At 70.5% G+C, this 25358-nt stretch carries 24 protein-coding genes and 1 tRNA gene; 11 read left to right on the plus strand and 14 right to left on the minus strand.

Annotated features, from left to right (window positions below):
* Window positions 1-70: 70 nt before the first annotated feature.
* The 4 genes from ACFQ36_RS09015 to ACFQ36_RS09030 form a co-directional block, all read right to left on the minus strand.
* Window positions 71-2350 (minus strand): heavy metal translocating P-type ATPase, encoded by a 2280-nt coding sequence (locus ACFQ36_RS09015; protein WP_377012812.1) that lies wholly within the window; start codon window positions 2348-2350, stop codon window positions 71-73.
* A 109-nt stretch (window positions 2351-2459) separates the two neighbouring features.
* Window positions 2460-2684, minus strand: a complete 225-nt coding sequence (locus ACFQ36_RS09020; protein WP_377012765.1) for a heavy-metal-associated domain-containing protein — start codon at window positions 2682-2684, stop codon at window positions 2460-2462.
* A gap of 28 nt (window positions 2685-2712) precedes the next feature.
* Window positions 2713-3075, minus strand: coding sequence for a metal-sensitive transcriptional regulator (locus ACFQ36_RS09025; protein ID WP_377012768.1), 363 nt, complete (start codon window positions 3073-3075; stop codon window positions 2713-2715).
* Window positions 3076-3127: 52 nt separating this feature from the next.
* Entirely contained in the window at window positions 3128-4633 is a 1506-nt protein-coding gene (locus tag ACFQ36_RS09030) for an MFS transporter (protein WP_377012770.1), read from the minus strand.
* 85 nt (window positions 4634-4718) lie between these two features.
* On the opposite strand from ACFQ36_RS09030, the gene ACFQ36_RS09035 reads away from it, so the two are divergent.
* Window positions 4719-5258: a TetR family transcriptional regulator gene (locus ACFQ36_RS09035; RefSeq protein WP_377012772.1), complete on the plus strand. Its 540-nt coding sequence runs from the start codon at window positions 4719-4721 to the stop codon at window positions 5256-5258.
* Between the two features lie 39 nt (window positions 5259-5297).
* On the opposite strand, the gene ACFQ36_RS09040 is transcribed toward ACFQ36_RS09035, so the two are convergent.
* Window positions 5298-5732: an arsenate reductase ArsC gene (locus tag ACFQ36_RS09040; protein WP_377012774.1), complete on the minus strand. Its 435-nt coding sequence runs from the start codon at window positions 5730-5732 to the stop codon at window positions 5298-5300.
* Between the two features lie 65 nt (window positions 5733-5797).
* Here ACFQ36_RS09040 and ACFQ36_RS09045 point away from each other — a divergent pair, with 65 nt between their 5' ends.
* Window positions 5798-6220, plus strand: coding sequence for a low molecular weight phosphatase family protein (locus ACFQ36_RS09045; protein ID WP_377012776.1), 423 nt, complete (start codon window positions 5798-5800; stop codon window positions 6218-6220).
* A 65-nt stretch (window positions 6221-6285) separates the two neighbouring features.
* Here ACFQ36_RS09045 and ACFQ36_RS09050 read toward each other — a convergent pair whose 3' ends face one another.
* Both ACFQ36_RS09050 and ACFQ36_RS09055 read right to left on the minus strand, forming a co-directional pair.
* Window positions 6286-6726, minus strand: a complete 441-nt coding sequence (locus ACFQ36_RS09050; protein WP_377012778.1) for a VOC family protein — start codon at window positions 6724-6726, stop codon at window positions 6286-6288.
* 172 nt (window positions 6727-6898) lie between these two features.
* The gene (locus tag ACFQ36_RS09055; protein ID WP_377012781.1) at window positions 6899-7804 is read right to left on the minus strand and encodes a PIG-L deacetylase family protein; all 906 of its coding nucleotides are present in this window, start codon (window positions 7802-7804) and stop codon (window positions 6899-6901) included.
* Between the two features lie 281 nt (window positions 7805-8085).
* On the opposite strand from ACFQ36_RS09055, the gene ACFQ36_RS09060 reads away from it, so the two are divergent.
* A complete protein-coding gene (locus tag ACFQ36_RS09060; protein WP_377012783.1) occupies window positions 8086-8289 on the plus strand; it encodes a hypothetical protein in 204 nt (67 codons plus the stop codon).
* A 107-nt stretch (window positions 8290-8396) separates the two neighbouring features.
* Window positions 8397-9656, plus strand: coding sequence for an aminotransferase class I/II-fold pyridoxal phosphate-dependent enzyme (locus ACFQ36_RS09065; RefSeq protein ID WP_377012785.1), 1260 nt, complete (start codon window positions 8397-8399; stop codon window positions 9654-9656).
* A 126-nt stretch (window positions 9657-9782) separates the two neighbouring features.
* Here ACFQ36_RS09065 and ACFQ36_RS09070 read toward each other — a convergent pair whose 3' ends face one another.
* Window positions 9783-10223 (minus strand): acyl-CoA thioesterase, encoded by a 441-nt coding sequence (locus ACFQ36_RS09070; protein WP_377012787.1) that lies wholly within the window; start codon window positions 10221-10223, stop codon window positions 9783-9785.
* Window positions 10224-10341: 118 nt separating this feature from the next.
* On the opposite strand from ACFQ36_RS09070, the gene rlmN reads away from it, so the two are divergent.
* The gene (gene rlmN / locus ACFQ36_RS09075) at window positions 10342-11637 is read left to right on the plus strand and encodes a 23S rRNA (adenine(2503)-C(2))-methyltransferase RlmN (protein WP_377012789.1); all 1296 of its coding nucleotides are present in this window, start codon (window positions 10342-10344) and stop codon (window positions 11635-11637) included.
* A 313-nt stretch (window positions 11638-11950) separates the two neighbouring features.
* Here the strand turns inward: rlmN and ACFQ36_RS09080 are convergent.
* A tRNA-Met gene (locus tag ACFQ36_RS09080) sits at window positions 11951-12024 on the minus strand.
* A gap of 239 nt (window positions 12025-12263) precedes the next feature.
* The gene (gene purB / locus ACFQ36_RS09085; RefSeq protein WP_377012791.1) at window positions 12264-13679 is read right to left on the minus strand and encodes an adenylosuccinate lyase; all 1416 of its coding nucleotides are present in this window, start codon (window positions 13677-13679) and stop codon (window positions 12264-12266) included.
* Between the two features lie 167 nt (window positions 13680-13846).
* Between purB and ACFQ36_RS09090 the strand changes: the two genes are divergently transcribed.
* Both ACFQ36_RS09090 and ACFQ36_RS09095 read left to right on the plus strand, forming a co-directional pair.
* Window positions 13847-14149 (plus strand): hypothetical protein, encoded by a 303-nt coding sequence (locus tag ACFQ36_RS09090; RefSeq protein WP_377012793.1) that lies wholly within the window; start codon window positions 13847-13849, stop codon window positions 14147-14149.
* A complete protein-coding gene (locus ACFQ36_RS09095) occupies window positions 14146-15624 on the plus strand; it encodes a hypothetical protein (protein ID WP_377012795.1) in 1479 nt (492 codons plus the stop codon). The genes ACFQ36_RS09090 and ACFQ36_RS09095 overlap by 4 nt, the downstream gene beginning before the upstream one ends.
* Here the strand turns inward: ACFQ36_RS09095 and ACFQ36_RS09100 are convergent.
* The 4 genes from ACFQ36_RS09100 to ACFQ36_RS09115 all read right to left on the minus strand — a co-directional run bounded on the left by ACFQ36_RS09100 (window position 15595) and on the right by ACFQ36_RS09115 (window position 21449).
* Window positions 15595-17202 carry an FAD-dependent oxidoreductase gene (locus tag ACFQ36_RS09100; protein ID WP_377012797.1) on the minus strand — a complete coding sequence of 536 codons (1608 nt, stop codon included), beginning with the start codon at window positions 17200-17202 and terminating at the stop codon, window positions 15595-15597. The two genes, ACFQ36_RS09095 and ACFQ36_RS09100, sit on opposite strands and share 30 nt — an antisense overlap.
* Window positions 17199-19418, minus strand: coding sequence for a molybdopterin oxidoreductase family protein (locus ACFQ36_RS09105; RefSeq protein ID WP_377012798.1), 2220 nt, complete (start codon window positions 19416-19418; stop codon window positions 17199-17201). Before ACFQ36_RS09105 ends, ACFQ36_RS09100 begins: the two co-directional genes overlap by 4 nt.
* A 2-nt stretch (window positions 19419-19420) precedes the next feature.
* Window positions 19421-20845 carry an MFS transporter gene (locus ACFQ36_RS09110; protein ID WP_377012800.1) on the minus strand — a complete coding sequence of 475 codons (1425 nt, stop codon included), beginning with the start codon at window positions 20843-20845 and terminating at the stop codon, window positions 19421-19423.
* A 196-nt stretch (window positions 20846-21041) separates the two neighbouring features.
* Window positions 21042-21449: a phage holin family protein gene (locus ACFQ36_RS09115; RefSeq protein ID WP_377012802.1), complete on the minus strand. Its 408-nt coding sequence runs from the start codon at window positions 21447-21449 to the stop codon at window positions 21042-21044.
* A gap of 59 nt (window positions 21450-21508) precedes the next feature.
* Between ACFQ36_RS09115 and hisC the strand changes: the two genes are divergently transcribed.
* The 4 genes from hisC to ACFQ36_RS09135 all read left to right on the plus strand — a co-directional run.
* The gene (gene hisC, locus ACFQ36_RS09120) at window positions 21509-22696 is read left to right on the plus strand and encodes a histidinol-phosphate transaminase (RefSeq protein ID WP_377012804.1); all 1188 of its coding nucleotides are present in this window, start codon (window positions 21509-21511) and stop codon (window positions 22694-22696) included.
* 161 nt (window positions 22697-22857) lie between these two features.
* Entirely contained in the window at window positions 22858-24048 is a 1191-nt protein-coding gene (pdhA, locus tag ACFQ36_RS09125) for a pyruvate dehydrogenase (acetyl-transferring) E1 component subunit alpha (RefSeq protein WP_377012806.1), read from the plus strand.
* Window positions 24048-25022 carry an alpha-ketoacid dehydrogenase subunit beta gene (locus ACFQ36_RS09130; protein ID WP_377012808.1) on the plus strand — a complete coding sequence of 325 codons (975 nt, stop codon included), beginning with the start codon at window positions 24048-24050 and terminating at the stop codon, window positions 25020-25022. The genes pdhA and ACFQ36_RS09130 overlap by 1 nt, the downstream gene beginning before the upstream one ends.
* Before the next feature lie 19 nt (window positions 25023-25041).
* Window positions 25042-25358 (plus strand): biotin/lipoyl-containing protein (locus ACFQ36_RS09135; protein ID WP_377012810.1); only part of this gene is annotated, 317 nt, incomplete at its 3' end.

The following is a 25358-nucleotide window of genomic DNA, read 5'->3' on the forward strand; positions in this document are numbered from 1 at the left end:
GGTTGCCGCGGCTCAGGCCCGGTTGCCCCGGTTCAGGCCCGGTTGCCCCGGTTCAGGCCCGGGCCCCGGCTCAGGCCCCGAGCCGGCGCAGCCGCAGCGAGTTCGCCACCACCAGCACCGAGCTGGCGGCCATGGCGGCCCCGGCGATCATCGGATTCAGCAGGCCCAGGGCCGCCACCGGGATGCCCAGCGTGTTGTAGGCGAAGGCCCAGAACAGGTTGGCCTTGATGGTGCCCAGCGTCCGGCGGCTCAGCTCGATCGCCTGCACTACCTGGCCCAGGTCGCTGCCCATCACGGTGATGTCCGCGGCCTCGATGGCCACGTCCGTGCCCGAGCCCATGGCGATGCCCAAATCCGCCTGGGCCAGCGCCGCGGCGTCGTTGACCCCGTCGCCCACCATCGCCACGGTGCGGCCGGCGTCCTGCAGCTGCCTGACCGCCGCCACCTTCTCCTCGGGCAGCACATCGGCGTAAACGTCTTCCGCGGCAATGCCGACGGCGGCGGCCACCTGGGCGGCGACCGCGGCGTTATCCCCGGTGAGCAGCAGCGGACGCAGGCCGAGCTCCTTCAGCCGGGCGAGCGCCGCGGGGGAGCCCTCCTTGACGGTGTCCCGGAGGCTGACGATGCCTGCCGGTTCGCCGTCCACTGCCAGCCAGACGGCGGTGGCCCCGCCGTCCTGCTGGTCTTCGAACACGGTCCGGTCCGGCGCGGCGGGCACGATGCCGTTCTCCTCGAGCCAGCCGGTGCGCCCGGCCACCAGGGACAGGCCGGCACCGCCGTCATCCGGCGCCGTGGTCCCGCGCACGCCGCCGCCGGGGGCGCTGTGGAAGTCCGCCAGCGCCGGCAATGCGCCGGCGGCGCGGGCGGATTCGACCACGGCCTGGGCAATCGGATGCTCGGAGCCGGCCTCCACCGCACCGGCCAGTGCCAGCACCTCCGCTTTGGTGCGGCCGTTCAGGGCGACGACGCCGGTGACGGCCAGCCTGCCGGTGGTCACCGTGCCGGTCTTGTCCAGCAGGATGGTGTCCACCCGGCGGGTGTCCTCGAGGATCTGCGGACCCTTGATCAGGATGCCCAGCTGGGACGCCCGGCCGGTGCCGGCGAGCAGGGCGGTGGGCGTGGCCAGCCCCAGGGCACACGGGCAGGCGATGACCAGCACCGTCACCGCGGCGGTGAAGGCGGACTGGAGGCCGCCGCCGAAGGCCAGCCACAGCACGAAGGTGGCGACGGCGATGGCCAGCACGGCGGGCACGAACACCGCACTGATCCGGTCCGCCAGCCGGGCGATCGGGGCCTTGCCCGCCTGGGCCTGGCTGACCAGCCGGCCCATTTGCGCCAGTGTGGTCTCGGAACCCACGCGGGTGGCACGCACCAGCAGCCGGCCCGAGGTGTTGAGGGTCGCGCCGGTCACGGTGTCGTCCACGCCCACCTCGACCGGAACGGACTCACCGGTGATCAGGGAGGTGTCCACGGCCGAACGGCCCTCGACGACGTAGCCGTCGGTGGCGATCTTCTCGCCGGGCCGGACCACGAACTCGTCGCCGGGCACCAGCTGGTCCGCCGGAACCCGGACCTCGGCGCCGCCGCGCAGCACGGTGGCTTCCTTGGCGCCGAGGTCCAGCAGCGCCTTGAGCGCGCTGCCGGCCTTCTGCTTGGCATTGGCCTCCAGGTAGCGGCCAAGCAGCAGGAAGGTCACCACCACGGCGGCGGTCTCGAAGTACAGGGCATGGCCGGCCATGCCCGCGTGCGCATGCGCCGTCATCATCGGATCCGCCACCAGCTGCCAGGCGGAGAAGACGAAGGCCGCGAGCACGCCGAGGGATACCAGCGTGTCCATGGTGGAGGCCAGGTGCCGGGCGTTCACGACGGCGGCGCGGTGGAACGGCCAGGCGGACCAGAACACCACCGGGGCCGAGAGCAGCAGCGCGGCCCAGCCCCAGTGCGGGAACTGGGCGCCGGGAACCATGGAAATGATGAAGACGGGGAGGGTCAGTGCGGCGGCGGTCCACAGGCGCGGGCGCAGCTGCGCGGCGGGGCCGCCGTGGGCGAGGTGGTCCTCGCGGCCCGGGCCCTCCCCGTGATCTTCGCGGCCGCGGCCGCCGCCTTGCGCGTCTGTTCCGGCGGCGCTCGAGGTTGCTCCGCGGTCCTGCCGGGACCCGGCGGCCCAGGGCGGCTGCTGGAGCGTTGCCTGGTAGCCGGTGGCCCTAATTGTGTCGATGATCTGCTGGTCGGTGACGCCGTCGGGCACGGTGACCTGGGCGGACTCGAGCGGGAGGTTGACGCTGGCGGAGACGCCGTCGATCTTGCCGAGCTTGCGCTCCACGCGGTTCACGCAGGAGGCGCAGGTCATGCCCTCGATCTCGACCTCGAGCAGCCGGGTGCTCCTGTTCCCGGCGCCGGCGTTACCGACGGTTCCTGTTGCGGCGCCCGTTTCCTGGGCCATGTCGCCTCCCAATTCCTTACGCGTCTGCGGACACCACGAGGTAGCCGGCCTCGGCTACTGCCTCGCCGATCTGCTCCGGGTCCAGTGCTCCCGTGGAGGTGACGGTGGCGGTGGAAATGCCGCCCTTGTTCAGTTCGATGTCCACCTGCTGGACGCCCTCGAGGGAGCTCAGTTCCTCGGTTACCGCGTCGATGCAGTGGTTGCAGGTCATGCCGTCGATGTTGATCCGGGTAGTGGTCATGGTGTTCTCCTGATCCGGTGGGCGGTGGCTAGCGCAGCAGCCGGCCGATGGCGTCCGACGCTTCCTTGACCTTGTCCTGCACAAGCTGCGGATCTCCGGCAGCCTCGGCATCGCGGGCGGCGCCGACCACGCAGTGTGCAATATGGTCCTCGAGCAGGCCGAGGCTGACCGCATGCAGTGCCTTATTGATGGCCGATACCTGGGTCAGGATGTCGATGCAGTACTTGTCCTCGTCCACCATCCGCGCAATGCCGCGGACCTGGCCTTCGATGCGCTTGAGCCGCCGCAGGTAGGCGGCCTTGTCCGTGGTGTAGGCGTGGCCGATATGTTCATCGGAGCTGCCGGTGTCCGGTGCGCCGGGGGCGCCGGCGGCGCCCTTTTCAGTGGTCATGTCCCGATGATATACCCCCAAGGGGTATAAGGCAACGGCCCGGCGGCTCCGGCTATCCGGCCTGCGGCCGCAGCGCCCACCAGGCCAGTGCCGAGGCGGCGAGCATCAGGGCCGCGGCAATTCCCGCCGTGATGGCCACGCCGCTGTCGAAGGCGTAAAAGGCCGACTCCAGCAGGGCCCGCGCGGTGCCGGCGGGGAGCGCGGCCGCGGTATTGATGGCGCCGCCCAGCGTTTCCCCGGCGGCCGAGGCCTGCTCCGGCGTCAGGCCTGCCGGCAGCCGGATGTGCTGCCGGTAGGAAGAGACCAGGATGCTGCCCAGCACGGCCGTGCCGAAGACCGAGCCCACCTCGTAGGCGGTTTCGGATACGGCGGAGGCGGCGCCGGCCTTGGCGGCGGGAACGCCGGCGAGGATCAGGTCATTGGACAGCGTCTCGGAGGCGCCGACGCCGGCGCCCAGCAGGGCGAAGGCAGCCATCAGGGTGCCGGCCGGGGCGCCCTGGCCGGCGGCGGCCACCATCCAGTAGGCGCCGGCCGAGAGCAGCAGGGCGCCGGAGACCGCCCGATGCGCGGGAATCCGGGGCACCAGCGGCACCACCGCGAAGCCGGCGGCAACGGTGATGGCCAGGCCCGGCAGCAGCACCATCCCCGCGTCCAGCGGGCCCAGGCCGAGCACCAGCTGCAGGTGCTGCGAGACGAAGTACAGGAATCCCACCAGCGCGAAGACGGCCAGCAGGTTCACCAGCACGGCGCCGGTGAACGGGCGGACCCGGAACAGCCGGACATCCAGCATGGGATTCGGGCGGCTCAGCTGGCGGCGGGTGAACAGCCAGCCGGCCAGGATCCCGAGCCCGGCCGCGGCCGCGGTGACGGCCGGGGCGCCGTCGTTGGCCAGGTTCTTGACCGCGTAAACCACCGGCAGCATGGTCAGCACCGACAGTGCAATCGAGGGCACGTCCACGCCGGCGGGGTTTGGATCCCGGCTCTCCGGCACGCACAGCGGCGTCAGCACCAGCATGGCCGCCAGCACCGGCACGGCCAGCAGGAACACCGAGCCCCACCAGAAGTGCTCGAGCAGCACCCCGCCCACCAGCGGGCCCACGGCGGCTCCGGCGGAGAAGGCCGCGGCCCAGACCGCAATGGCCAGGCGGCGCTGCCGGCGGTCGGCGAAGATATTGCGGATCAGCGAGAGCGTGGCGGGCATCAACATCGAGCCGAAGACGCCCAGTCCTGCGCGCGCTGCCAGCAGCACCTCGGCGTTGGGGGCGAAGGCCGCCGCCGCGGACAGGGCCGCGAAGCCGGTGGCGCCGAGCATCAGCATCCGCCGGCGCCCGAACCGGTCGCCCAGGCCGCCCATGGCCACCAGCAGTCCGGCCAACACCAGCGGGTAGATGTCGATGATCCACAGCAAGGTCGTGCCGGTGGTGCTGAAGGCCAGCGAAATGGCGGGCAGGGCGAAGCTGAGCACCGTGTTGTCGACGGCGACCAGCAGGACCGGCAGCATCAGGACCGCCAGGGCCGTCCAGTCCTTGCGGCCGGCGCGCAGTTCGAGGGCGAGCATGGGCGTCTCCTTGGATCGTCGGTTCGCCGTTACTGTACCGTCTGGACGGTTTAGTGGCAATGCCGGGGCAACGTAGGATGGAGCCATGTCCAGTGCCAGAGACCGGATCCTCGACAGCTTCGAAGACATCCTGATCAAGGAGGGGGAGCGGGCCGCCACCGTGGATGCGGTGGCCGCGGCCGCCGGGGTGTCCAAGGGCGGGCTGCTGTACCACTTCCGGTCCAAGGAGGCCATGGTCCAGGCGCTCTGCGAGCGCCTGGCCGCGCTGACGGCGGCCGATGCCGGGAGAATCGCGACGGCGCCGGAAGGGGCGGCCCGCTACTACGTGCGCACCTCCCGGTACATGGATTCGCCCCTGGACCGGGCGATCGTGGCGGTGGCCCGGCTGGTCCAGCAGGGCCACCCGGCCGCGGTGCAGACCTTCGCCCGGATCCAGGAGGTGTGGCTGGAGGCGCTCGAGTCCTGCCTGGGCAGCCGGGCGCTGGCCCAGGCGGTCAAGCTGATGGGCGACGGCCTGTACTACAGCGCCACATTCCTCTCCGCCGGCGCCGCCGCACCGCGGGTGACGGACGAGGAGCTCGAGGCCGTGCTGGAGCAGGTGGACGCGCTCGTGGCCCGGAAGTAACCGGGGCAGCCGCCGGGTGCGGGGCAGCCGGCGTACGCGTCAGCCGGCGTCGGGATGGAGGGCGGGCAGCAGTTCGGTGAGCAGCTGCCGGACCCGGCCCTTGATCTCGTCCCGGAGCGGCCGCAGCGCCGCCACGTCCCTGCCGGCGGCGTCCTCAAGGGCCCAGTCCTCGTAGCGCTTGCCCGGCAGGACCGGACAGGCGTCGCCGCCGCCCAGGGTGACGACGACGTCGGCCTCCTGCAGCGCCTCCTCGGTCAGCGCCTTGGGCCGCTCGGCGGAGATGTCGATGCCCTCCTCGGCCATGGCCGCGATGACGTCCGGGCTGGCCCGGCGGGCCGGGCGGGTACCGGCCGAGCGGACCTCCAGGGCGCCGCGGGCCAGGTGCGCCAGGTAGCCGGCGGCCATTTGCGAACGGCCCGCGTTGCCGATGCAGACGAAGAGGACGGAGGGCCTGGTGGCCGGAATGTCGCTCATGGAGGCTATTATTCGCTGGTACCCGTGCCCTGCACAGCCCGCCGGTTCCCAAAAGAAAGCAGCCCATGAGCTTCAAAGCCGACAAACCCAGCGTCCTCTTCGTCTGCTCCACCAACAGCGGCAAGTCCCCGATGGCGGCCGGCCTGATGGAACATCTGGCCGCGGGCTCGGTGGCGGTGAACTCCTGCGGTACCGCGCCGGGCGATGCCGTCAATCCCGAATCCGCGGCCGCGCTGGCCGAACTGGGCATCGACATCGCCGGCCGCGTGCCCACCGCGGCGACCGAAGCGGCGCAGCAGGCCGCCGACGTCGTTGTCATCCTCGGTTCCAATGCGCAGCTGGAGCAGCTGCCCGGGACGCGCTACGAGCGCTGGGAGATCGACGAACCGAGCCTGCGCGGGATCCACGGCGCGGAGCGGATGCGGCTGGTCCGGGACGAGATCAAGGCCCGCGTCGAGGCGCTGCACCGGGACCTGGCCGGCGGCTGAAGGCCCCGGCCAGGCAGGGCGATCACGCGGCCGGGAAGGCCCGGCCGCCGGCGAACCGGCCCGCCTCAGGCCTGACCCGCGTTCTGTTCGCCCACCGCCTCCACGGCCTCCGGCGACATCCAGAGCAGCTCCCAGACATGGCCGTCCGGATCGGCGATGGAGGCCCCGTACATGCCGGGCATCTGTTCCTGGGGCGGCAGGTACACGCTGCCGCCGGCGGCCTCGGCCCTGGCCACAAGGTCATCGACTTCCTCGCGGGAATCGCAGCTGAGGCAGTTGAGCACTTCCTTGGCGCTGGAATTCAGGTGCGCCGTGCCGCCTTCGCCCAGGAAGCCTTCGTACATGCCCTTTTCCAGCAGCATGACGGTGATATTGTCCGCCACCGTGATGGCCGAGCACTGCTCGTTGCTGAAACGGGGGTCCTTGGCGAAGCCGAGCCCGGTGTAGAAGGCGGTGGCCTTGCCGACGTCGGAGACGGGCAGGTTGGGGAAGATCATGCGTGCCATGACTGGTCCTTTTCGCGTTCACTGGATTCGGCGGAGGCCGCCGGTGCCCCCGCCGGCTAACTGCGGACGATGTCCACACTGGCACCGCCGGCGGGCCGAGGCAAGAACCGCCGGGGATGCAGCCGCCGGGGCGGCGCCCGTCCGGCGGCCCGGGCAACCAGGACGTTGTGTGTCAGGGATTCCGCAACTCGGACGTCAGCAGGCGGACCGGTTCATAGCCTTCGGCGGCCGCCCGCTTGGCCTGGCTCCCCCGGAAGGCGGCGACGCCGCGCACCCGCGCCGGGGTCATGTACGGCTTGCCGGCCTGGTCCCGGTGCACCTGCACCGCACGGACCTTGGCCTCGACGTAGTCCTCGATATCGATGAACACGCTCGGGTTGAAGTCCCGGGTGGCCGAGGGGCTCTCGTAGCACAGGATGGAGTGATGCTGGCGGGCGGCCCGCAGCGTCGCGTCATGGACGGCCTGATGGTCCTGGTGCTGGTCGTGCTTGGAATGGGTCAGGATGATGTCCGGGTTGAAGCGGCGGATGGCTTCCTCGATGGCGTTGACCATCTCCTGGCCGTGCTCGGCCAGCCGGGTGTCGGTGAAGTCGAAATGCCGGATGCTGGTCAGCCCCATGAAGGCGGCGCCGCGGTGCGCCTCCTTGGACCGCTCGCCCACATCGCCGCCGACCCTGCCGTCGCTCATGATCAGGCCGTTGACCTCGTGCCCGGAGTCGATGAACTTGGCCAGCGTGCCCCCGCACGCCAGCTCCAGGTCATCGGGATGGGCGCCGATCGCCAGCACGCGGCGCGGGAGCGTGGCGTGTACGGCCTTGACCCGCCACGAGAGCAACAGCGCGGCCAGGGCGGCCCCGCAGGCCAGGGAGGCCGCAATGACGGCGGCCGCCCAGAGATCGGCAACCTTAACCAGCAGGCAGAAGGTGTTGGCCGCGAGCACCAGGCCCGCGCCGAGCAGCAGCAGCATCCTGATCAGCTGCGGTTTCCTGACCCTGCGGTAAATCCAGGCACCGCCCCCGCAGGCAACCGCCATCACAATGGCGGCGCCAAGAACAAAGATGACATGGCTAGAGGCCACTGGCGTTCCCCCCCAACGAACATTCCAAGAAGACCGTATGGCCAAACCCGCCGATGTGGCCGAGAGTGGCGAGCAGTCGAGCGTTACTCATGGTAGGCAGCAGCGGGCGGCGGCTGCATGAGTAGGGCGTACCCGTTTAGCCGCGGGAATACTTAGGGCCAGGCAGCACCGGAGCAGGAAACTACTTGGAAGCGGGGCGCTCGCCCCCGCCGGCCGGCCCCTTGAAGCGCCTGCCGCACCCGCCTACGGTGGATGTAGAGGCCAAACCGGAGGACTGAACCATGGCGGAACTGCGCATCGAACAGTGGTGGCTGGAGCTGGAGACGGACCACAAGGAATGGTTCCGGGAGAACCTGCGGGCCGAGGTCATCGATCCCGATGTGGCCTTGGCGGTCTACGAGGCTGGCGGCCCGGACCTGAAGGACAAGACGCTGCATCCGAAGGACTGGGACTTCGTCGAGACACAGTCCGAATTCGTGGACTAGGGCCGGCACCCGGACAGGGCCCGGGCTGCGGGAAGGCCCGGGCTGCGGGAAGGCCCGGACCGGTGGCAAGCTGGAGGCACCTGCCCGCCCCCGATTGGAGACCCGCCGTGACCCCGCCCCTGAAGGCCTCAGGCCGCGCCCTCGTCCCGCCCTTCGAAGTCATGAACATCCTGTCCCGGGTGGCGGACCTGCAGGCTGCCGGCCGGGACGTCATCTCCTTGTGCGCCGGAGAGCCTTCAGGCGGCGCCCCCCGGGCGGTTTCCGCCGAGGCCGCCCGGATCCACGCCTCCGGCCTGGCCCTGACCTACACCGGGGCGCTGGGCATCCGGCCGCTGCGCGCGGCGGTGGCCGCGCATTACGGCCGCTGGTACGGGTTGGACGTCGCGCCGGAGGAAGTGGCCATCACCACCGGGTCCTCCGGCGCCTTCATGCTGGCCTTCCTGGCCGCCTTCGACCACGGGGACCGCGTGGCCCTGGCCCGGCCCGGCTACCCGGCCTACCGCAACATCCTCAGGGCGCTCGGCTGCGAGGTGGTGGAGATCGACTGCGGGCCGGCCCAACGCTACCAGCCCACACCGGAGCAGCTGGATGCTGCCGCCGCGCACGGTGCGCTCGACGGACTCGTCCTGGCCTCCCCGGCCAACCCCACCGGCACCATGGTCACCCGGACGGAGCTCGCGGCGCTGACCGCCTGGTGCGCGGCCAACGGCGTGCGCCTGGTCAGCGACGAGATCTACCACGGCATCACCTATCCGGCGGATCCGCAGGCGCCGGATGCCCGGGGCGTCTGCGCCTGGGAACTGGACCGCACCGGCGTCGCCGTCTCCTCCTTCTCCAAATACTGGGGGATGACCGGCTGGCGGCTGGGCTGGGCCCTGATGCCGGAGGACCTCGCCGGCGCAATGGAAGCGCTCGCCGGCAATGTGGCGCTGTGCCCGCCGGCCCCGGCGCAGCTGGCCGCGGTGGAGGCCTTCACGGAGGAGTCCTACGCCGGAGCCGACGCCGCGGTGGCCGGCTACGCAAAGGTGCGCCGGCTGCTGCTGGAAAACCTCGGCCGGCTCAACTGGGGCCACGCGGCTCCGGCCGACGGGGCCTTCTACCTGTATGCGGACCTGGGGGCGCAGCTGGCAGGTTTCGCCGATTCGGCGGCCTACTGCCGCGCACTGCTGGAGCAGGAGGGCGTGGCCCTGGTGCCGGGGGCGGATTTCGACGCCGTGAACGGCATCCGCTACGTGCGCCTGTCCTTCGCCGCGGGCGAGGACGCGGTGGCCGCGGCCCTGGAGCGGATCCTCAGGTTCCAGCGTTCGGCGGCTGCGCCGTCCCCGCAAGCCCGGCCGCATCCCCTGCCGCCTCGCTTCGGGCACTGACCCCGTCCCCGGATTTCCCCGCACCGCCTCCTCCTCCCGAAAGGGGAAGCTGCTGCATGTTTAAACCGCCGGCAGGTTCCCGTTCCGGAGCGAAACCGGTGGAAGGACGGTCCGCCGGGGTGCGTGTCAGTCCTTGTCCGCCGCCGGCCGGATGTCCAGATGGTGGCTGGGGACGCGGTCCCGGTCGTACGTGATCGCGGTGTAGCCGTGCGGGGCCGGATTGCCCTCGTCGTCCAGGTTCACGAAGACGATCTTCTCGATGGTCAGGATGGACCTGCGGGTAATCATGTTGCGCACCTCCGCCCGCATGGTCAGCGAGGTCCGGCCGAAATGCGTGGCCCGCAGGCCCATCTCGATCAGGTCCCCCTGCCGGGCGGAGCTGACGAAGTTGATCTCGGACATGTACTTGGTCACCGCCATGCCGTTGCCGAGCTGGATGATGGCGTAAATGGCCGCTTCCTCGTCGATCCAGCGCAGCAGGCTGCCGCCGAAGAGCGTGCCGTTGGCATTGAGGTCCTCGGGGCGAACCCACTTGCGGGTGTGGAAGTTGATCTCGTCGTCGGTCATGGTCCGAGGCTAACCTGCCGGCGCGCCCGCAGGAACCCGATGCGCCGGCGGCACGGGATGCGCGGCGGGGACGCCGGGCCGGAGGGAGAACTTTAGTCCGTGTGAGACAATAGTGCCAATGTCTTCCCACCTGTCCTCCACTGTGTCCTCCACTGTGTCCTCCACTGTGTCCTCGGCTGTGTCCGCGGCTGTGTCCTCCGCCGGGTCCGCGGCCGCGCCGGCGGCCGTGTCCGAGCGGCCCCAGGTCCGCCCCGCTGCCGAGGGATGGCAGCAGGCCGTCACCCGCGAGGGCCGCCCGCTGCTGCAGTTCAAGTCCCCGCGCGTCTCCCAGCCGCCCGTACACCTGGCGGACCTGAGCCTGGCCGAGCGCCAGGAAAAGCTCAGGGAGCTGGGTGTGCCGGCGTTCCGCGCCAAGCAGCTCTCGGTCCACTACTTCCAGCACTACACCACGGACCCCGGGCGCATGAGCGACCTGCCCAAGACCGGGCGCGAGGAACTGGCGGCCGCGATGTTCCCGAAGCTGCTGACCGAGGTCAAGCGCCTGACCACGGACAAGGGGGACACCATCAAGTTCCTCTGGCGGCTCTTCGACGGCTCGCTGGTCGAATCCGTGCTGATGCGCTACCCCGGCCGCATCACCCTGTGCGTGTCCAGCCAGTGCGGCTGCGGCATGAACTGCCCGTTCTGCGCCACCGGGCAGGCCGGACTGACCCGCAACATGTCCACCGCCGAGATCCTGGACCAGGTCGTGCAGGCCAACCGGGTCATTGCCGAAGGCGGGCTCGGCGGCAAGCGCAGCGGTGCAGGCCACGACGCCGAGCGCGTCACCAATATCGTCTTCATGGGCATGGGCGAGCCGCTGGCCAACTACAAGCGCGTAATGGCCGCCGTGCGCCGGATGGCCGCCGAGGCGCCCGAAGGCCTGGGTATGAGCGCCCGCAACATCACCGTCTCCACCGTCGGGCTGGTCCCGGCGATCAACAAGCTCGCCGCCGAGGACCTGCCGGTCACCTTCGCGCTGAGCCTGCACGCTCCCGACGACGAGCTGCGCGACGACCTGATCCCGGTCAACTCCCGCTGGAAGGTGGACGAGGCCCTGGACGCGGCCTACAACTACTACCGGACCACCGGCCGGCGCGTATCGATCGAATACGCGCTGATCAAGGACATGAACGACCATCCCTGGCGCGCGGACCTGCTGGCCCGGAAGCTGAACCGGCGCGGCCGCGGCTGGGTCCACGTGAACCCGATCCCGCTGAACCCGACGCCGGGCTCCATCTGGACCAGCTCCGAACCGGCCGTCACCCGCGAATTCATCGCCCGGCTGACGGCCGCCGGCATCCCCACGACGCTGCGCGACACCCGGGGCCAGGAGATCGACGGCGCCTGCGGCCAGCTCGCGGCAGCCGAGTAGCCGGACGGCACGCCTGCGCCCCGGGCCGCCCGCGGGACGCAGGAGGGCCCGGCCACCGGCCGCCCCCAAAGGAGCGCGCCGGTATGCCGGCACCTCGGCAGGTCTCAAGACCGGGAGGGCCCAAGATGCGGCGGGGGCGGCACACCGGTGCTCCCCGGGGATCCGGGCAGGAACATCCCCGCTGCCGGCAGCCGGTCCGGCTCCACCGGCACGCTCAGGCCGTCCGCGTTCGTCCGGACCGTGCGGCGGGACCGCGCCCGGGAATTGCGAAGGCCCCCGACCGGACGTCCGCGCCCGGTCAGGGGCCTTTTCGTTGCGGGGAGAGGATTTGAACCTCTGACCTCTGGGTTATGAGCCCAGCGAGCTACCGAACTGCTCCACCCCGCGGCGTATTAACGACTCTAAACCTTGTGCCGGCCCGGAAACGAATTTCGTGTGCAGAGTCACACCGGCTGCGGCGGGCAGGGAGCGGCGGGGCTGCGATGGGTGCGGGGCGGATGCCGGCGCAGGAGACAGCGGGGCTTTCCGAAAGATTCCCATGCTCAACAGGGCCGCAGACGCGCGGCGGCCCGGGTTGCACAACCCGGGCCGCCACCGTCCGCCCCGGCTATCGGGGCGGCAGCGGGTTATTTCTTCAGGTGGTCCACCAGCTGGCCGGCGATGCCGTTGTAGCTCTCCGGGGTCAGGGCCAGCAGGCGCTCTTCGGCCGCGGGGGACAGCTTGAGCGTGGAGACGAACTCCTTCATCCGGGCCGCGTCCACGCGGTGGCCGCGGGTCAGGTCCTTCAGCCGCTCGTACGGGTTGTCCATGCCCGGCACCCCGGCGATGGCTTCGGCACGCATGACCATCTGGATCGCCTCGCCGAGCACCTCCCAGTTCTGGTCCAGGTCCGCGGCGAGCACGTCCGCGGCAACATCCAGCCGGTCCAGGCCTTTCGCCACGTTGGAGATGGCCAGCAGCGAGTGGCCGAAGGCGACGCCGATGTTGCGCTGCGAGGAGGAATCCGTAAGGTCGCGCTGCCAGCGGGAGGTGACCAGGGTGGCGGCCAGGGTGTCCAGCAGGCCGTTGGAAATCTCCAGGTTCGCCTCGGCGTTCTCGAAGCGGATCGGGTTGACCTTGTGCGGCATGGTGGAGGAGCCGGTGGCGCCCTCGACGGGGATCTGGACGAAGTAGCCGATAGAGATGTAGCTCCAGATGTCCGTGCACAGATTGTGCAGGATGCGGTTGAAGCGGGCGATGTCGGCGTAGAGTTCGGCCTGCCAGTCGTGGGATTCGATCTGCGTGGTCAACGGGTTCCAGGTCAGGCCCAGGCCCTCCACGAAACTCCTGGACACGGCCTGCCAGTCGGCGGTGGGCACCGCGGCGTAGTGCGCGGCGTAGGTACCGGTGGCGCCGTTGATCTTGCCCAGGTATTCGGTCCGTTCGATCCGGTCCAGCTGCCGGGTCAGCCGGTGCACGACCACGGCGAGTTCCTTGCCAAGCGTGGTGGGGGTGGCCGGCTGGCCGTGGGTGCGGGAGAGCATCGGCACGTCGCGGTTGGCCTCGGCCATGGCCGAGAGCTGGGCGACCAGGTCACGGGCGGCCGGCAGCCAGACCTTCTCCACCGCGCCCTTGATGCCAACGGCGTAGGAGAGGTTGTTGATGTCCTCGGAGGTGCAGCCGAAGTGCACCATCGCCTTGAGGTTGCCGATGCCGATGTCCGCCAGGCGGCTGCCGATGTAGTACTCCACGGCCTTGACGTCGTGGACGGTTACGGCCTCGATCTCGGCCAGTTCGCGCACCGAGCTGCCGTCGAAATCGGTGACGATCCTGCGCAGCGCGGCCTGCTGCTCGGCGGTGAGCGGGCCGGCCCCCGGGAGCACGGAGCCGTTGGCCAGGTGGATCAGCCACTCGACCTCCACGTGCACGCGGTCGCGGTTCAGTGCGGCTTCGGAGAGGTAGTCCACCAGCGGGGCGACGGCGCCGCGATAGCGGCCGTCCAGCGGGCCGAGGGCGATTGCGGGGGAAACTTCTGCCAAAGAAACACGGTGATGTTCAGCCATGGCCCCTATTCTTTCATGCTCCCCGGGCCCGGCTGGGGCTGCGGAGGACGCTGAGCAGCCCTCCACAGCCTGCGCCCGGGCCTCCTTGCGCACACCCGGCTCCCGGTGGCTGCCGGCGGTGCGGTTCCGGCGCGTAGCGTCGGTGGCGGGGAGAAGGAGTGCCTCGGATGGATTTCTGGACAACGCCGCCGCCCGGAGCCTGTTGTGCCGCGGCCGGCCGGGAGGTCCGGCTGCTGGCGCAGCGGCTGCTCGAGTGCGAGGCCAGGCTGCAGGAGCTCAACGGCTCGCTGGCCGGGCTCGAGCTGGCGGCTTGGGAATCCCCGGCGGGACAGGCGTTCCGACGGACACTGGCGCAAAAGCGCTTGCGGCTGGACGACGCCGCGGACCGGGTCCGCACCGCCGCCGGCCAGGTCGCCGCGTTCGGACAGGCCGTGGATGCGGCACTGGCGGAAAGCCGGCCGTTCCAGTGACCGCAGAAGACTGGCATCCGGCTTCCGCCCGCTGGTGGGAGAACCGTTTTGGCTCCACCGCCTACCCCGGGTACACGGTGTCGGGTGGCCTCGGCGGGGCCGCGTTCCAGTGGGAGGAACTTGAGGACGCCGCAGCCCGGCTCGAGGCCATCGCCGACAGGGTGGAACAAATCCGCGGGGAAGCGGCAGAGGTGGAGCGGGAGCTGCTCGAGGGCAGGCTGGCCCCGGTACCGGGATGGTTCGCCGTGCGGATGGCGGTGCTCGGGGCCTGGTCCGCAATGGCGCAGGGCGCCCGCCAAATCCGGGAGCTTTCGGACAGCGTCCGCCAGGCACTCCGGGTCTATGCGGCGGCGGAGCAGGCCGTGCGGTCCGGACTGGACGCCGTGGACCGTTCCACCTCGTGGCTCACCGTACCGCTGGGCGCACTTGGCAACGAGGGCCGGCCGACCCGGGACGGGGCCGGGCGCGTGCTGAACAATGCGCCGGAAGCGCTGGCGGTCCTGCTGGGGCTGCCGCCGGCCTTCGCGGCGATGGTCCTGCGCGATGCCCGGCACGGGAGAGTCGGCAGCCTCCCGGTTCCGGGGCGGCTGGCACCGGTCCTGGTTGCCGCGGCCAATTCGGCCGGGCTGCTCCGCACGGCTCCAATCACCGTGGCGCAGGCCGGTCCTGCCGGAGCCGTGTCCGTGGCACCTACCCCTGCCGGTCTGCTGGCCCGCGCGGCCGCGGCGGAACAGGCCGGTCCCGGACACATCGAGGTGGTCGAGGTCCGCAAGGACGGCCGGAACAGCTGGGTGGTGGCGCTGCCGGGAACCCAGGGCAGCGGGGGACCGGCCGCGACCGCAAACCCGTTCGACGAAACGGGCATTGCCGAGGCGCTGGCAGCGGACAGCAGGTTCGTGGCGGAGGCCGTCTCCCGTGCTTTGGCAGAGGCAGGTGCGGCACCCGGAGAGCCCGTGATCCTGGCCGGTTACAGCCAGGGCGGCATCCACGCCATGAACCTGGCCCGGAACCGGGAGTTCCTCTCGCGGCACCACGTGCAGTACGTCCTCACCGCAGGCTCCCCGGTGGGGGACCGGCGGGCCGCCCCCGGCGTGAAGAGCCTGCACCTGGAACACCGGCAGGACTGGGTGGCCGGTGCGGACGGAGTGCCGAACCCTGACGGCCGGGACCAGGTCACGGTCACCCTCACCGGGCGGGTCGAAACCCCTGCGGGAGGGGCCGCCGGCCTCGGTCCGGGCCACAATTTCGGCAACTACATGTCCGCGGCACGGGCCCTCGAACTCAGTCCGGACCCCTCCGTGGCGGACACGGCCTCAATTATTGCCGGCACCCTGGCGGGCGCAACTGCCCGAAGGCAGGTCTTCAGGCTCACCCGGCAGCCGGCGGTGCCGGACCGGACGGCAGCGCCGCCCGGGCCGCCCCGGGCCGCTGAGGCCGCACGGAGGTCAGGAGGTGCCGGTGCCCGCTCCGGCTGACTGCAGATGGGACTCGATCAATTCGGCAATCCGGCTCCGGCAGCCGCCGCATCCGGTACCGGCCCGCGTGGCGTCGCTGATGGCGCCCACGGAGTGGCAGCCGCCCGCAACGGCTTCCCGGACCTGTCCGTGCGTTGCTCCGGTGCACCGGCAGAGCGGCGACGCGGGATCGGCCGGGCCGGACAGGCCCGGCAGCTGCTCGACGGCATCGAGCCGGAACAGCGCCGTCCGGTCCGCGGGAAGTTCGGACCCGCGCTCGTACAGCAGCACCAGTTCGGCGGCCGTACGCGGCATGCCGACGCAGACCAGGCCCTCCAGCACCCCGCCGCGGGTGACCATCTTGACGTACCGTCCATGTTCGGGGTCCGCCCACTGGGCGACCTGCCGGGGTGCCGTGGTGCCTCCACGGCCGGCCGTGCACGGCACCACCTCATCGTCGTCCCATAGCTCGGCGTCGATCGTGCCGGCCGAGGCCATGTCCACGTTCCGGGCCTTCAGCAGCATGACGGCAGGTTTCTCGGCGGCCAGGTCCGGCATTGGGGCGGAGGCGCCCAGCGGGCCGGCCTGCCGGACCAGGTGGTGGGCGAGCCACTCTGCCTGCCGCCACCCCGGCCCGATCAGGCCGGCCGGCCTGGCGCCCGGGTCGGCACAGTCGCGGCATGCGGGATCGCCGCAGTGGACCTCGGCACAGTCCCCGATGGCGAAGATGGTCCCGTCCGTGTCCGCTTCCAGCCGGTGGTTCACCACGATGCCCCTGCCCACCGGCAGCCCGGAGCCTGCGGCGAGGCCGGTGCGCGGCCGGACGCCGCAGGACAGCAGCAGCAGGTCGCCGCTGATCCGGCGGCCGTCCGCGAGTTCGAGGGCGTTGAAGTGGTGCCGGCCGGCCTGGGGGGCGAAGCAGACGCCGGTGGAGCGCGCGCCGGAGACGAGGTCGATGCCGGCAGAGCGCAGGGCCCGGGCGAGGGTTCTTCCTCCGCCGCGGTCGAGGTTGCGGGCCAATGGCCGGTCGCCGTTGTGGACCACGGTGACGCAGGCGCCCTCCTCTGCCGCGGCCAGCGCGGCCTCGATGCCCAGGATGCCCCCGCCCAGCACGATCACGTGTCCGCCGCGGTCCACCGTGTGCCGCAGCCGGGCCGCATCGCCGAGGTCCCGCAGCGCGGTGACGCCGGGCGGCAGCAGATGAATGGCCGCAGGATCCGGGTTCAGCCCGGTGAGCGTGGGAACAATGGCACCGGCACCGGTGGCCAGCACCAGCCGGTCGTAGGGTTCACGGGTGCCGTCATCCAGTTCGAGCATCTGCCGGGGGCGGTCGATCCGCCGGGCCGTGCGGCCGAGCAGGACCTTTACTCCTTCGGCGCGCAGGTCGTCGGCGTCCGCGAGCTCGATGGCTTCGGGCGTGGTCCGCCCCACGCCCAGATCGGCCACCAGGACCCGGTTGTAGGCGGGCACGGCTTCGGCTCCGATCACCGTGAGCTGGATGTGGCCGCTGCGCACCGTCGGCAGCAGTTCGTCGATGAAGCGGGCGGCCACCGGTCCGAAACCGACGACGGCGATCCGTTCGGGGGTTTCCGAATTCACAACGCGCCTGCTTTCTCCAGCACGCGTACCTGTACGGCGCTGGTCTTGAATTCCGGCATCCCGGAGATTGGGTCCGTTGCGGCCTGGGTCAGCAGGTTGGCGCTCTGCCGGCCCGGGAAGTGGAAGGGCAGGAAGGCGGTGTCGGGCCGCACCTCGGTGGTCAGTTCGGCGCGGGCCCGTACGGTGCCCCGGCCGTTGCTGATCTCGGCCATATCCCCGTCCGCAATCCCCAGGGGCAGCGCCGTGGCCGGATGCAGCTGCAGGCGCGGTTCAGGCTGCGCCGCCGACAGTTCGGCGACCCGCCGGGTCTGGGACCCGGACTGGTAGTGCTCGAGCACGCGGCCGGTGACGAGCGTGAGTTCCCCCGGGCGGTGCAGCAGGTCCGCGGCGGTACCCGGCGAGACGGCCGTGAACCGCGCCCGTCCGTCCGGATGGGCGAAGGTCTCGAGGAAGAGCCGGGGCGTGCCGGCCGAACCCGTGGGGAACGGCCAGTAGGCGGGCACGTCGTCGTTCTCCAGCTGCGCATAGCGGATGCCCGAGTAGTCGGCCAGGCCGCCGGCGGAGGCCAGCCGCAGCTCCTCGAAGACCGTCTCCGGATCATCGCTGAATGTCGATGGTGCCCCCAGCCGGACCGCCAACTGCTGCATGATCCACAGCTCTGAGCGGGTTCCTTCGGGTGCCTCGACCGCCCGGCGCCGCCGGATGACCCGGCCCTCCAGGTTGGTCATGGTGCCTTCTTCCTCGGCCCACTGGGGGACGGGGAGCACCAGGTCTGCTTCCGCGGCGGTTTCGGACATGAAGAAGTCGGCCACAACCAAAAAGTCCAGGCTGCGCAGGCCGGCCAGCACGGCGCCCGCATCCGGGGCGGACACGGCGATGTTCGAGCCGTGGACAAAGAGGCTGCGGACGCCGCCGGGCCGGCCCAGGGATTTCAGCAGCTGGACGGCCGGCAGCCCGGGTCCGGGGATCAGCCCGGGATCGACGCCCCAGACGGCGGCCACATGCTTGCGCGCCGCCGGATCGGTGATCTTGCGGTAGCCGGGCAGCTGGTCGGATTTCTGCCCGTGCTCGCGTGCACCCTGGCCGTTACCCTGGCCGGTCAGCGTGCCGTAGCCGCTGTGCGTGCTGCCGGGCAGCCCGAGCAGCAGGCTCAGGTTGATCGCCGCGGTGGCCGTGTCCGTTCCGTCCACGTGCTGCTCCACGCCGCGGCCGGTCAGGATGTAGGTGCCGCCCGCGGAGAGTCCGGCGCGGGCCTGGCGGACGCCTTCGGCCAGGCGCCGCGCGGTCTCCCGCACCAGTTCGGCAGGCACGCCGGTGACTGCCTGGACGCGCTCCGGCCACCAGGCGTTCAGGCTGCGCCGCAGGGACCTGTAGCCGTCCGTGCGCTGCTGGATGAAATCCTGGTCCGCGAGACCTTCGTGCACCACCACGTGGGAGATGCCCAGCAGCAGCGCCATGTCGGTGCCCGGCGTTGGCTGCAGGTGCAGTCCGGCCCCGCCGCCGGTCAGGGCTGCCGTGGCGGAGCGCCGCGGGTCCACCACGATCAGTCCGCCCGCGTCCCGGGCACCCTGCAGGTGTGCCACGAACGGCGGCATGGTGTCGGCGACGTTGGAGCCCAGCAGCAGGACGGTGTGGGCGCTGTCCAGGTCGGCCAGCGGGAACGGCAGCCCGCGGTCCAGGCCGAACGCCCGGTTCCCGGCCGCCGCCGCGGAGGCCATGCAGAACCGGCCGTTGTAGTCGATCCGGGAGGTGCGCAGCGCCAGCCGGGCGAATTTGCCCAGCTGGTAGGCCTTTTCGTTGGTCAGCCCGCCGCTGCCAAAGACGCCTACGGAATCGGCGCCGTGCCGCTCCCAGGCCGTGCGCACGGCGTCGGCGGCCAGGTCCAGGGCTTCGTCCCAGCCGACGGGCCGGAAGACGCCGCCGGCCCCGCGCAGCAGCGGTGTGGTGAGCCGCTCCGGCGAGTTCAGCAGGGCCGGCGAGGTCCAGCCCTTGCGGCACAGTCCGCCCCGGTTGGTGGGGAAGTCCCGGCCGCCCACCTCCAGGGTGGTCCCCGCCCGGACCGCGCCGGCGCCGTTGGACACAGCACCGTCGGACACAGCACCGGCGGACACAGCGCCGGCGGATACTGCGCCGGCGGGGACGGCCATGCGGCCGGCCGGAGCCAGCCGCATGGCACACTGCAGGGCGCAGTAGGGGCAGTGCGTGTTGGTGCCCATCGCTACACCCCGCCCTGGGCCATCTTGCTGCCCGGACGCAGGTAGCAGGACCATGCCAGCACCAGCATGAGCACGTAGGCGCCGACGAAGCCGTAGAAAGCGCCGTCGTAGCTGCCCGTGGCGGTGCCGGAGGCATTGAGCACCTGCGGGATGACGAAGCCGCCGTATGCGCCGACGGCCGAGATCAGGCCCAGGGCCGCCGAGGACTTGCGCTGGCTGTCGACGCCGTCCCGGCCCGGGCCCGCCTCCTGGCCGCGGATCGCGAAGATGCGCGGGATCATCCGGTAGGTGGCCCCGTTGCCGAAGCCGCTGGCCGTGAACAGGGCCAGGAACAGGACTAGGAAGAGCCAGAAGTTGGATGCCGGCAGGGTCCACACCACGGCCAGGGCGATCACGGCCATGGCCGCGAAGGAGGCCGTCGTCATCCGCGCCCCGCCGAACCGGTCGGCCAGCCTGCCCCCGAGCGGCCGGGCCAGCGAGCCCACCAGCGGGCCAAGGAAGGCCAGGGACAGTGCCGCCGTTCCCACCGAGAAGGCGGAGAACTCCGGGAAGACGTCCTTGATCAGCTTCGGGAAAACGCCGGAGAAGCCGATGAAGGAGCCGAAGGTGCCGATGTAGAGCAGGGACATGATCCACAGGTGCGGCTCGCGCAGCGCCGCGAGGGAGGCGGCCAGGTCTCCCTTGGCGTGCGAGAGGTTGTGCATGAAGCGCCGGGCGCCCCAGGCGGCGAGCAGGATCAGCGGCACCCAGATCAGCCCGGCCAGCGGCAGGTTCAGCGCACCGGTCGCGCCGAAGGCGCCGGCTGTAACGGCCAGCGGTACCACCAGCTGGGCCACGGCGGCGCCCAGGTTGCCGCCGGCGGCGTTCAGTCCCAGTGCGTAGCCCTTTTCGGAGGCGGGGTAGAAGTAGGTGATGTTCGCCATCGAGCTGGCGAAGTTGCCGCCGCCGAAACCGGCGAGGCCTGCCATCAGCAGCAGGACGCCGAACGGCGTCTGAGGGTTTGCAGTGCACACGGCCAGGCCGACGGCGGGGATGAGCAGCAACAGGGCCGAGACGACGGTCCAGTTGCGGCCGCCGAACGTCGGCACCATGAAGGTGTACGGGATCCGCAGCGTGGCCCCGACCAGGCTGGGCATCGAAATGAGCCAGAAGATCTGGGAGCTGCTCAGGTCGAAGCCGGCCGCGGGAAGCTGGACCGCGGCGATGGACCACAGCTGCCAGACGATGAAGCCGAGGAACTCGCAGAAGATGGACCAGCGCAGGTTGCTGCGGGCGATTCCCCGTCCGGTTCCTTCCCAGAACCCGCGGTCCTCGGGATCCCAGTTGTCGATCCACCGCCCGGGCCTCAGCCGCAGGCGGGCGGGTCCGGCGGCGGCGGGGGCGGCCTCGGTGGCATGGCTGGTTTGTGCGGTCTGGTCAATGCTCAACGGAATCCTCCAGGGGTCGGCGGTTCGCCCGGTGGAAGAAACGTTAGGCAGCGCGTGTTTCGGCTGTTGCGGCCGCGGGTTACGAACTGGTCAAGTGTGCTTAACCGCCCGCCATGGAGCCGGTGAGGCGTGGGCGGAACCCGTAGAGTGGGCGCGAGGGCCCCGGCGTGGCGGCGAAGCCGGGAGCTCCCACTCCCTAGCGGCGGCCCCCGGTGAAAATGCTGGCCACGATGGAGACCACGCTGATGATCAGCGCGCCGAGGATCGCCGTCCAGAAGAAGGAGTCCACCTCGAAGTGCACCGGGGTGTAGCCGGAGATCCAGGCCGTGAGCATCAGCATGGCGGCATTGATGATGATCGTGAAAATGCCGAGCGTCAGGATGGTTATCGGCAGGGCCAGCAACGCCACCACGGGCCGGACGATCGAGTTGACCAGCCCGAAAATCAGGCCGATGAAGAGGTAGGCCAGGATGACGCCGCCGACGTTGTTCCCGCCGGCCATCCCCGCGCCGGCCGTTGGCTGGATTTCAATGCCCGGCAGCAGCCAGCCGGCCGCCCAGAGGGCCAGGGCGTTGACAATGACGCGGACGATGAAGGCCGTCATGCCTACATGGTGGCACACCACAGGCAAATCCGGTGACGGCCGCACGTATCCTTTAACGCATGACTTCCGCTGACAACCCCATCAACCAGGCTGCGGTTCCGGCAGCAGGCGCCGCCGCAGGCAACGCAGCAGGCACGGCAGTCGACAACGACGTCGAAATCCGGCCCCGCAGCGTGCTGGCCCGCCTGCCCAAGTATGCCGCCGGCAAGCCGCCGACAGCCATCGAGGGCCTGCAGGCATACAAGCTCTCCTCCAACGAGAACCCGCTGCCGCCGATCCCCGCCGTGCTGGAGGCCATCAACGCCCGGACGGACATCATGCGCTACCCGGATCCGCTCTGCACCGCGCTGCGTACCGAGCTGGCCTCCTTCCTGGACGTGCCCGCGGAGGACATCGTGACCGGCGCCGGCAGCCTGGGTGCCCTGACCCAGATCCTGCAGGCCTATGCCGGCCAGGATGAGGACGGTGCCATGGACGAGGTCGTCTACCCCTGGCGTTCCTTCGAGGCCTACCCCATCATGGTGGGCCTGGCGGGCGCGCGCAGCGTCCAGGTTCCCAACCGGGCGGACGGAACGCATGACCTGGAGGCAATGGCTGCGGCGGTGACCGACCGCACCCGGGTCATCCTGCTGTGCACCCCGAACAACCCGACGGGCCCGGCCCTGACCACCGCCCAGGTCGAGGGTTTCCTGGCCAAGGTCCCGCGCGATGTCATTGTGGTGATCGACGAGGCCTACACCGAATTCGTCCGCGACCCGGAGGTGGTGGACGGCATCCGGATGTACAAGAAGTACCCGAACGTCGTGGTGCTGCGCACCTTCTCCAAGGCGCACGGGCTGGCCGGGTTGCGGGTGGGCTATTCGGTGTCCCGGCCGGACATCACCGGGCACCTGCGCGTGGCGGCGACGCCGTTCGCGGTCTCCAGCATCGCCGAGCACGCGGCCATTACCTCCCTGCGTCATTATGGCCAGGTGCAGGAGCGGGTGCAGGGCCTGGTGGACGAGCGGGAACGCGTGGTGGCCGGCCTGAAGGAGCTGGGTTGGAAGATCCCGGAGTCCCAGGGCAACTTTGTCTGGCTGCCGCTTGGCGATCGGGCGCAGGAGTTCGCCGAGTTTGCCGGGCGGCAGGCGCTCTCCGTCCGGGCTTTCGACGGCGAGGGGGTCCGGGTGAGCATCGGCGAGGCCGAGGCGAACACCCGCTTCCTGCAGCTGTGCGCGGCGTATGCCAAGGTCCAGGCCGTTTCCTGAGGCGGCCGCTCCTGTTTCCGCCCTTGTCATGTGGCGGAACATGGCCTGCGCTGCCGGTAGTCTTGACAGGAAAGACCGAGACATATTCCACCGACGGAATGTATTCCATGGGGGGAATATAAGAAGCGATGGTACCGCCAGCGGGGCGGGGAGGAGTTCGCATGGGCGCTGAGCATCTGCCCACCACGGAGTTTGAGATAGAGGATCTGGGTCAGTCCATCGGTGCCCCCGGGGGGCCTGCCGAGGATCCAACGATGGTGCAGTTGCTGGATGCCGACGGCGTGCTCCGCGAGGACCCGACGTACAGCCCGCTGCTGGCGGACCTGGACGCAGGGGCCCTGCGCGGCTTGTACCGGGATATGTTCATCGTCCGGCGCTTCGACGTGGAGGCGACGGCACTCCAGCGGCAGGGCCAGTTGGCCCTGTGGCCGCCGCTGCAGGGCCAGGAGGCCGCCCAAATCGGTTCGGGCCGGGCATTCCAGCCGCAGGACTACGTGTTCCCCACCTACCGCGAGCACGGCGTGGCACTGGCCCGCGGCCTCGACCTGTCCAACCTGCTCCGCCAGTTCCGCGGGATTTCAAGCGGCGGCTGGGATCCCCGGGAGCACAACTTCCACCTGTACACCCTGGTGCTGGCCGCCCAGACGCTGCACGCCGTCGGCTATGCGATGGGAATCCAGCGCGATCAGGCGGACGCCGTCACCATTGCCTATTTCGGTGACGGCGCCAGTTCGGAGGGCGATGTCCACGAGTCGATGGTCTTCGCGGCCTCGAACCAGGCCCCGGTGGTCTTCTTCTGCCAGAACAACCAGTGGGCCATCTCCGTCCCGAGTGAGGTCCAGTCCCGGATTCCGCTGGCCAACCGCGCCAGCGGCTACGGCTTCCCGGGCATCCGGGTGGACGGCAACGACGTCCTCGCGGTCCGGGCCGTCACCGAATGGGCGCTGCGGCATGCCCGGACCGGCCGGGGCCCGGTGCTGATCGAGGCGTTCACCTACCGGATGAGCGCGCACACCACGGCCGACGACCCGACGAAGTACCGGCTGGCGGCCGAAGAGGATTCCTGGAAACGCAAGGACCCGCTGCGCCGGATGGAGAAGTACCTCCGGGCGCAGGGCTTGGCGGACGATGCCTTCTTCGACGACCTCAAGGATGAGGGCGATGCCTTCGCCAAGCAGATCCGCGCCGCGGTGCTGGCCATGGAGGGTCCGGAGTTCGAGGCGAGCTTCAACGCCGTGTACGCGGATCCGCATCCGCTGGTGGCGGAGGAACTGGCCTGGTTCAAGCAGTATGAGTCCGGCTTCGCCGACCTTGACGGCGGTACCGAAGCCAACGCGGGGGAGGGACGCTGATGGCAACGATGACGATCGCCAAGGCTATTAACGAGGGCCTGCGCGCCACGCTGGAACGGGATCCGAAGTCCCTGCTAATGGGCGAGGACATCGGCAAGCTCGGCGGCGTGTACCGGGTCACCGACGGCCTGCTGGCGGACTTCGGTGCGGACCGGGTGGTGGACACGCCGCTGGCCGAGTCCGGCATCATCGGTACCGCCATCGGACTGGCCTTCCGCGGCTACCGTCCAATCTGCGAGATCCAGTTCGACGGCTTCGTCTTCCCCGGTTTCAACCAGATCACCACCCAGCTGGCCAAGATCCACGCCCGCAGCTCCGGCCAGGTGTCGGCCCCGGTGGTCATCCGGATTCCCTATGGCGGCGGCATAGGCTCCATCGAGCACCACTCCGAGTCCCCGGAGGCGCTCTTTGCCCACACCGCCGGCCTGCGCATCATCACCCCGTCGAATCCGCACGACGCCTACTGGATGATCCAGCATGCCGTGGCCTCCAATGACCCGGTGATTGTCTTCGAGCCCAAGCGCCGCTACTGGCTCAAGGGCGAGGTGGACACCGGGAACCCCGGCCTCGGTCCCTTCACCGCGCAGGTGTTGCGCGTCGGCACCGACGCCACGGTCGTCGCCTACGGCCCGCTGGTGCCGGTGGCCCTGGCCGCGGCGGAGGCGGCCGCCGAAGAAGGGCGCAGCGTCGAGGTCATCGACCTGCGCTCCCTTTCGCCGATCGACTTCGACACGGTGACGGAATCCGTGCACAAGACCGGACGGCTGATCGTAGCGCACGAGGCCCCGACCTTCGGCGGCATCGGCGGCGAAATTGCGGCCCGCGTCAGCGAACGGGCCTTCCTGAGCCTGGAGGCACCGGTCATCCGGGTGGGGGGTTTCCACATGCCCTACCCGGTGGCCAAGGTGGAGGAGCACTACCTGCCGGATATCGACAGGGTCCTCGAGGCGCTGGACCGCTCGCTGGCCTACTGAGCCGATTCCTAGGAGAGAGATGCCGAACCAAATCTTCAAGCTGCCCGACGTCGGTGAAGGCCTGACCGAGGCCGAAATCGTCTCCTGGAAGGTCAAGCCGGGGGACACCGTGGCCGTCAATGACGTGATTGTGGAGATCGAGACGGCCAAGTCCCTCGTCGAGCTGCCCAGTCCCTTCGACGGCGTGGTCGCCGAACTGCTGGTGCCCGAGGGCAGGACCGTCGACGTCGGCACGCCTATCATCGCCGTCACTGCGGCCGGCGGGACCGGGGCGAGGCCGGAAACTGCCGCGCCGTCGGCGGTGCCCTCGCCGATGCCGAACGCCGGGCCGGCAGC

It is taken from the genome of Arthrobacter sp. GCM10027362 (assembly GCF_042679445.1).
In the GTDB taxonomy this organism is placed as follows: Bacteria; Actinomycetota; Actinomycetes; order Actinomycetales; family Micrococcaceae; genus Crystallibacter.

Bases quoted from the DNA above. Each gene is read 5' to 3' on its own strand.
- ACFQ36_RS09015 (WP_377012812.1), bottom strand. From the start codon at position 2,350: ATGACCTGCGCCTCCTGCGTGAACCGCGTGGAGCGCAAGCTCGGCAAG.
- ACFQ36_RS09020 (WP_377012765.1), bottom strand. From the start codon at position 2,684: ATGACCACTACCCGGATCAACATCGACGGCATGACCTGCAACCACTGC.
- ACFQ36_RS09025 (WP_377012768.1), bottom strand. From the start codon at position 3,075: ATGACCACTGAAAAGGGCGCCGCCGGCGCCCCCGGCGCACCGGACACC.
- ACFQ36_RS09030 (WP_377012770.1), bottom strand. From the start codon at position 4,633: ATGCTCGCCCTCGAACTGCGCGCCGGCCGCAAGGACTGGACGGCCCTG.
- ACFQ36_RS09035 (WP_377012772.1), top strand. From the start codon at position 4,719: ATGTCCAGTGCCAGAGACCGGATCCTCGACAGCTTCGAAGACATCCTG.
- ACFQ36_RS09040 (WP_377012774.1), bottom strand. From the start codon at position 5,732: ATGAGCGACATTCCGGCCACCAGGCCCTCCGTCCTCTTCGTCTGCATC.
- ACFQ36_RS09045 (WP_377012776.1), top strand. From the start codon at position 5,798: ATGAGCTTCAAAGCCGACAAACCCAGCGTCCTCTTCGTCTGCTCCACC.
- ACFQ36_RS09050 (WP_377012778.1), bottom strand. From the start codon at position 6,726: ATGGCACGCATGATCTTCCCCAACCTGCCCGTCTCCGACGTCGGCAAG.
- ACFQ36_RS09060 (WP_377012783.1), top strand. From the start codon at position 8,086: ATGGCGGAACTGCGCATCGAACAGTGGTGGCTGGAGCTGGAGACGGAC.
- ACFQ36_RS09070 (WP_377012787.1), bottom strand. From the start codon at position 10,223: ATGACCGACGACGAGATCAACTTCCACACCCGCAAGTGGGTTCGCCCC.
- rlmN (WP_377012789.1), top strand. From the start codon at position 10,342: ATGTCTTCCCACCTGTCCTCCACTGTGTCCTCCACTGTGTCCTCCACT.
- purB (WP_377012791.1), bottom strand. From the start codon at position 13,679: ATGGCTGAACATCACCGTGTTTCTTTGGCAGAAGTTTCCCCCGCAATC.
- ACFQ36_RS09090 (WP_377012793.1), top strand. From the start codon at position 13,847: ATGGATTTCTGGACAACGCCGCCGCCCGGAGCCTGTTGTGCCGCGGCC.
- ACFQ36_RS09105 (WP_377012798.1), bottom strand. From the start codon at position 19,418: ATGGGCACCAACACGCACTGCCCCTACTGCGCCCTGCAGTGTGCCATG.
- ACFQ36_RS09115 (WP_377012802.1), bottom strand. From the start codon at position 21,449: ATGACGGCCTTCATCGTCCGCGTCATTGTCAACGCCCTGGCCCTCTGG.
- hisC (WP_377012804.1), top strand. From the start codon at position 21,509: ATGACTTCCGCTGACAACCCCATCAACCAGGCTGCGGTTCCGGCAGCA.
- pdhA (WP_377012806.1), top strand. From the start codon at position 22,858: ATGGGCGCTGAGCATCTGCCCACCACGGAGTTTGAGATAGAGGATCTG.
- ACFQ36_RS09130 (WP_377012808.1), top strand. From the start codon at position 24,048: ATGGCAACGATGACGATCGCCAAGGCTATTAACGAGGGCCTGCGCGCC.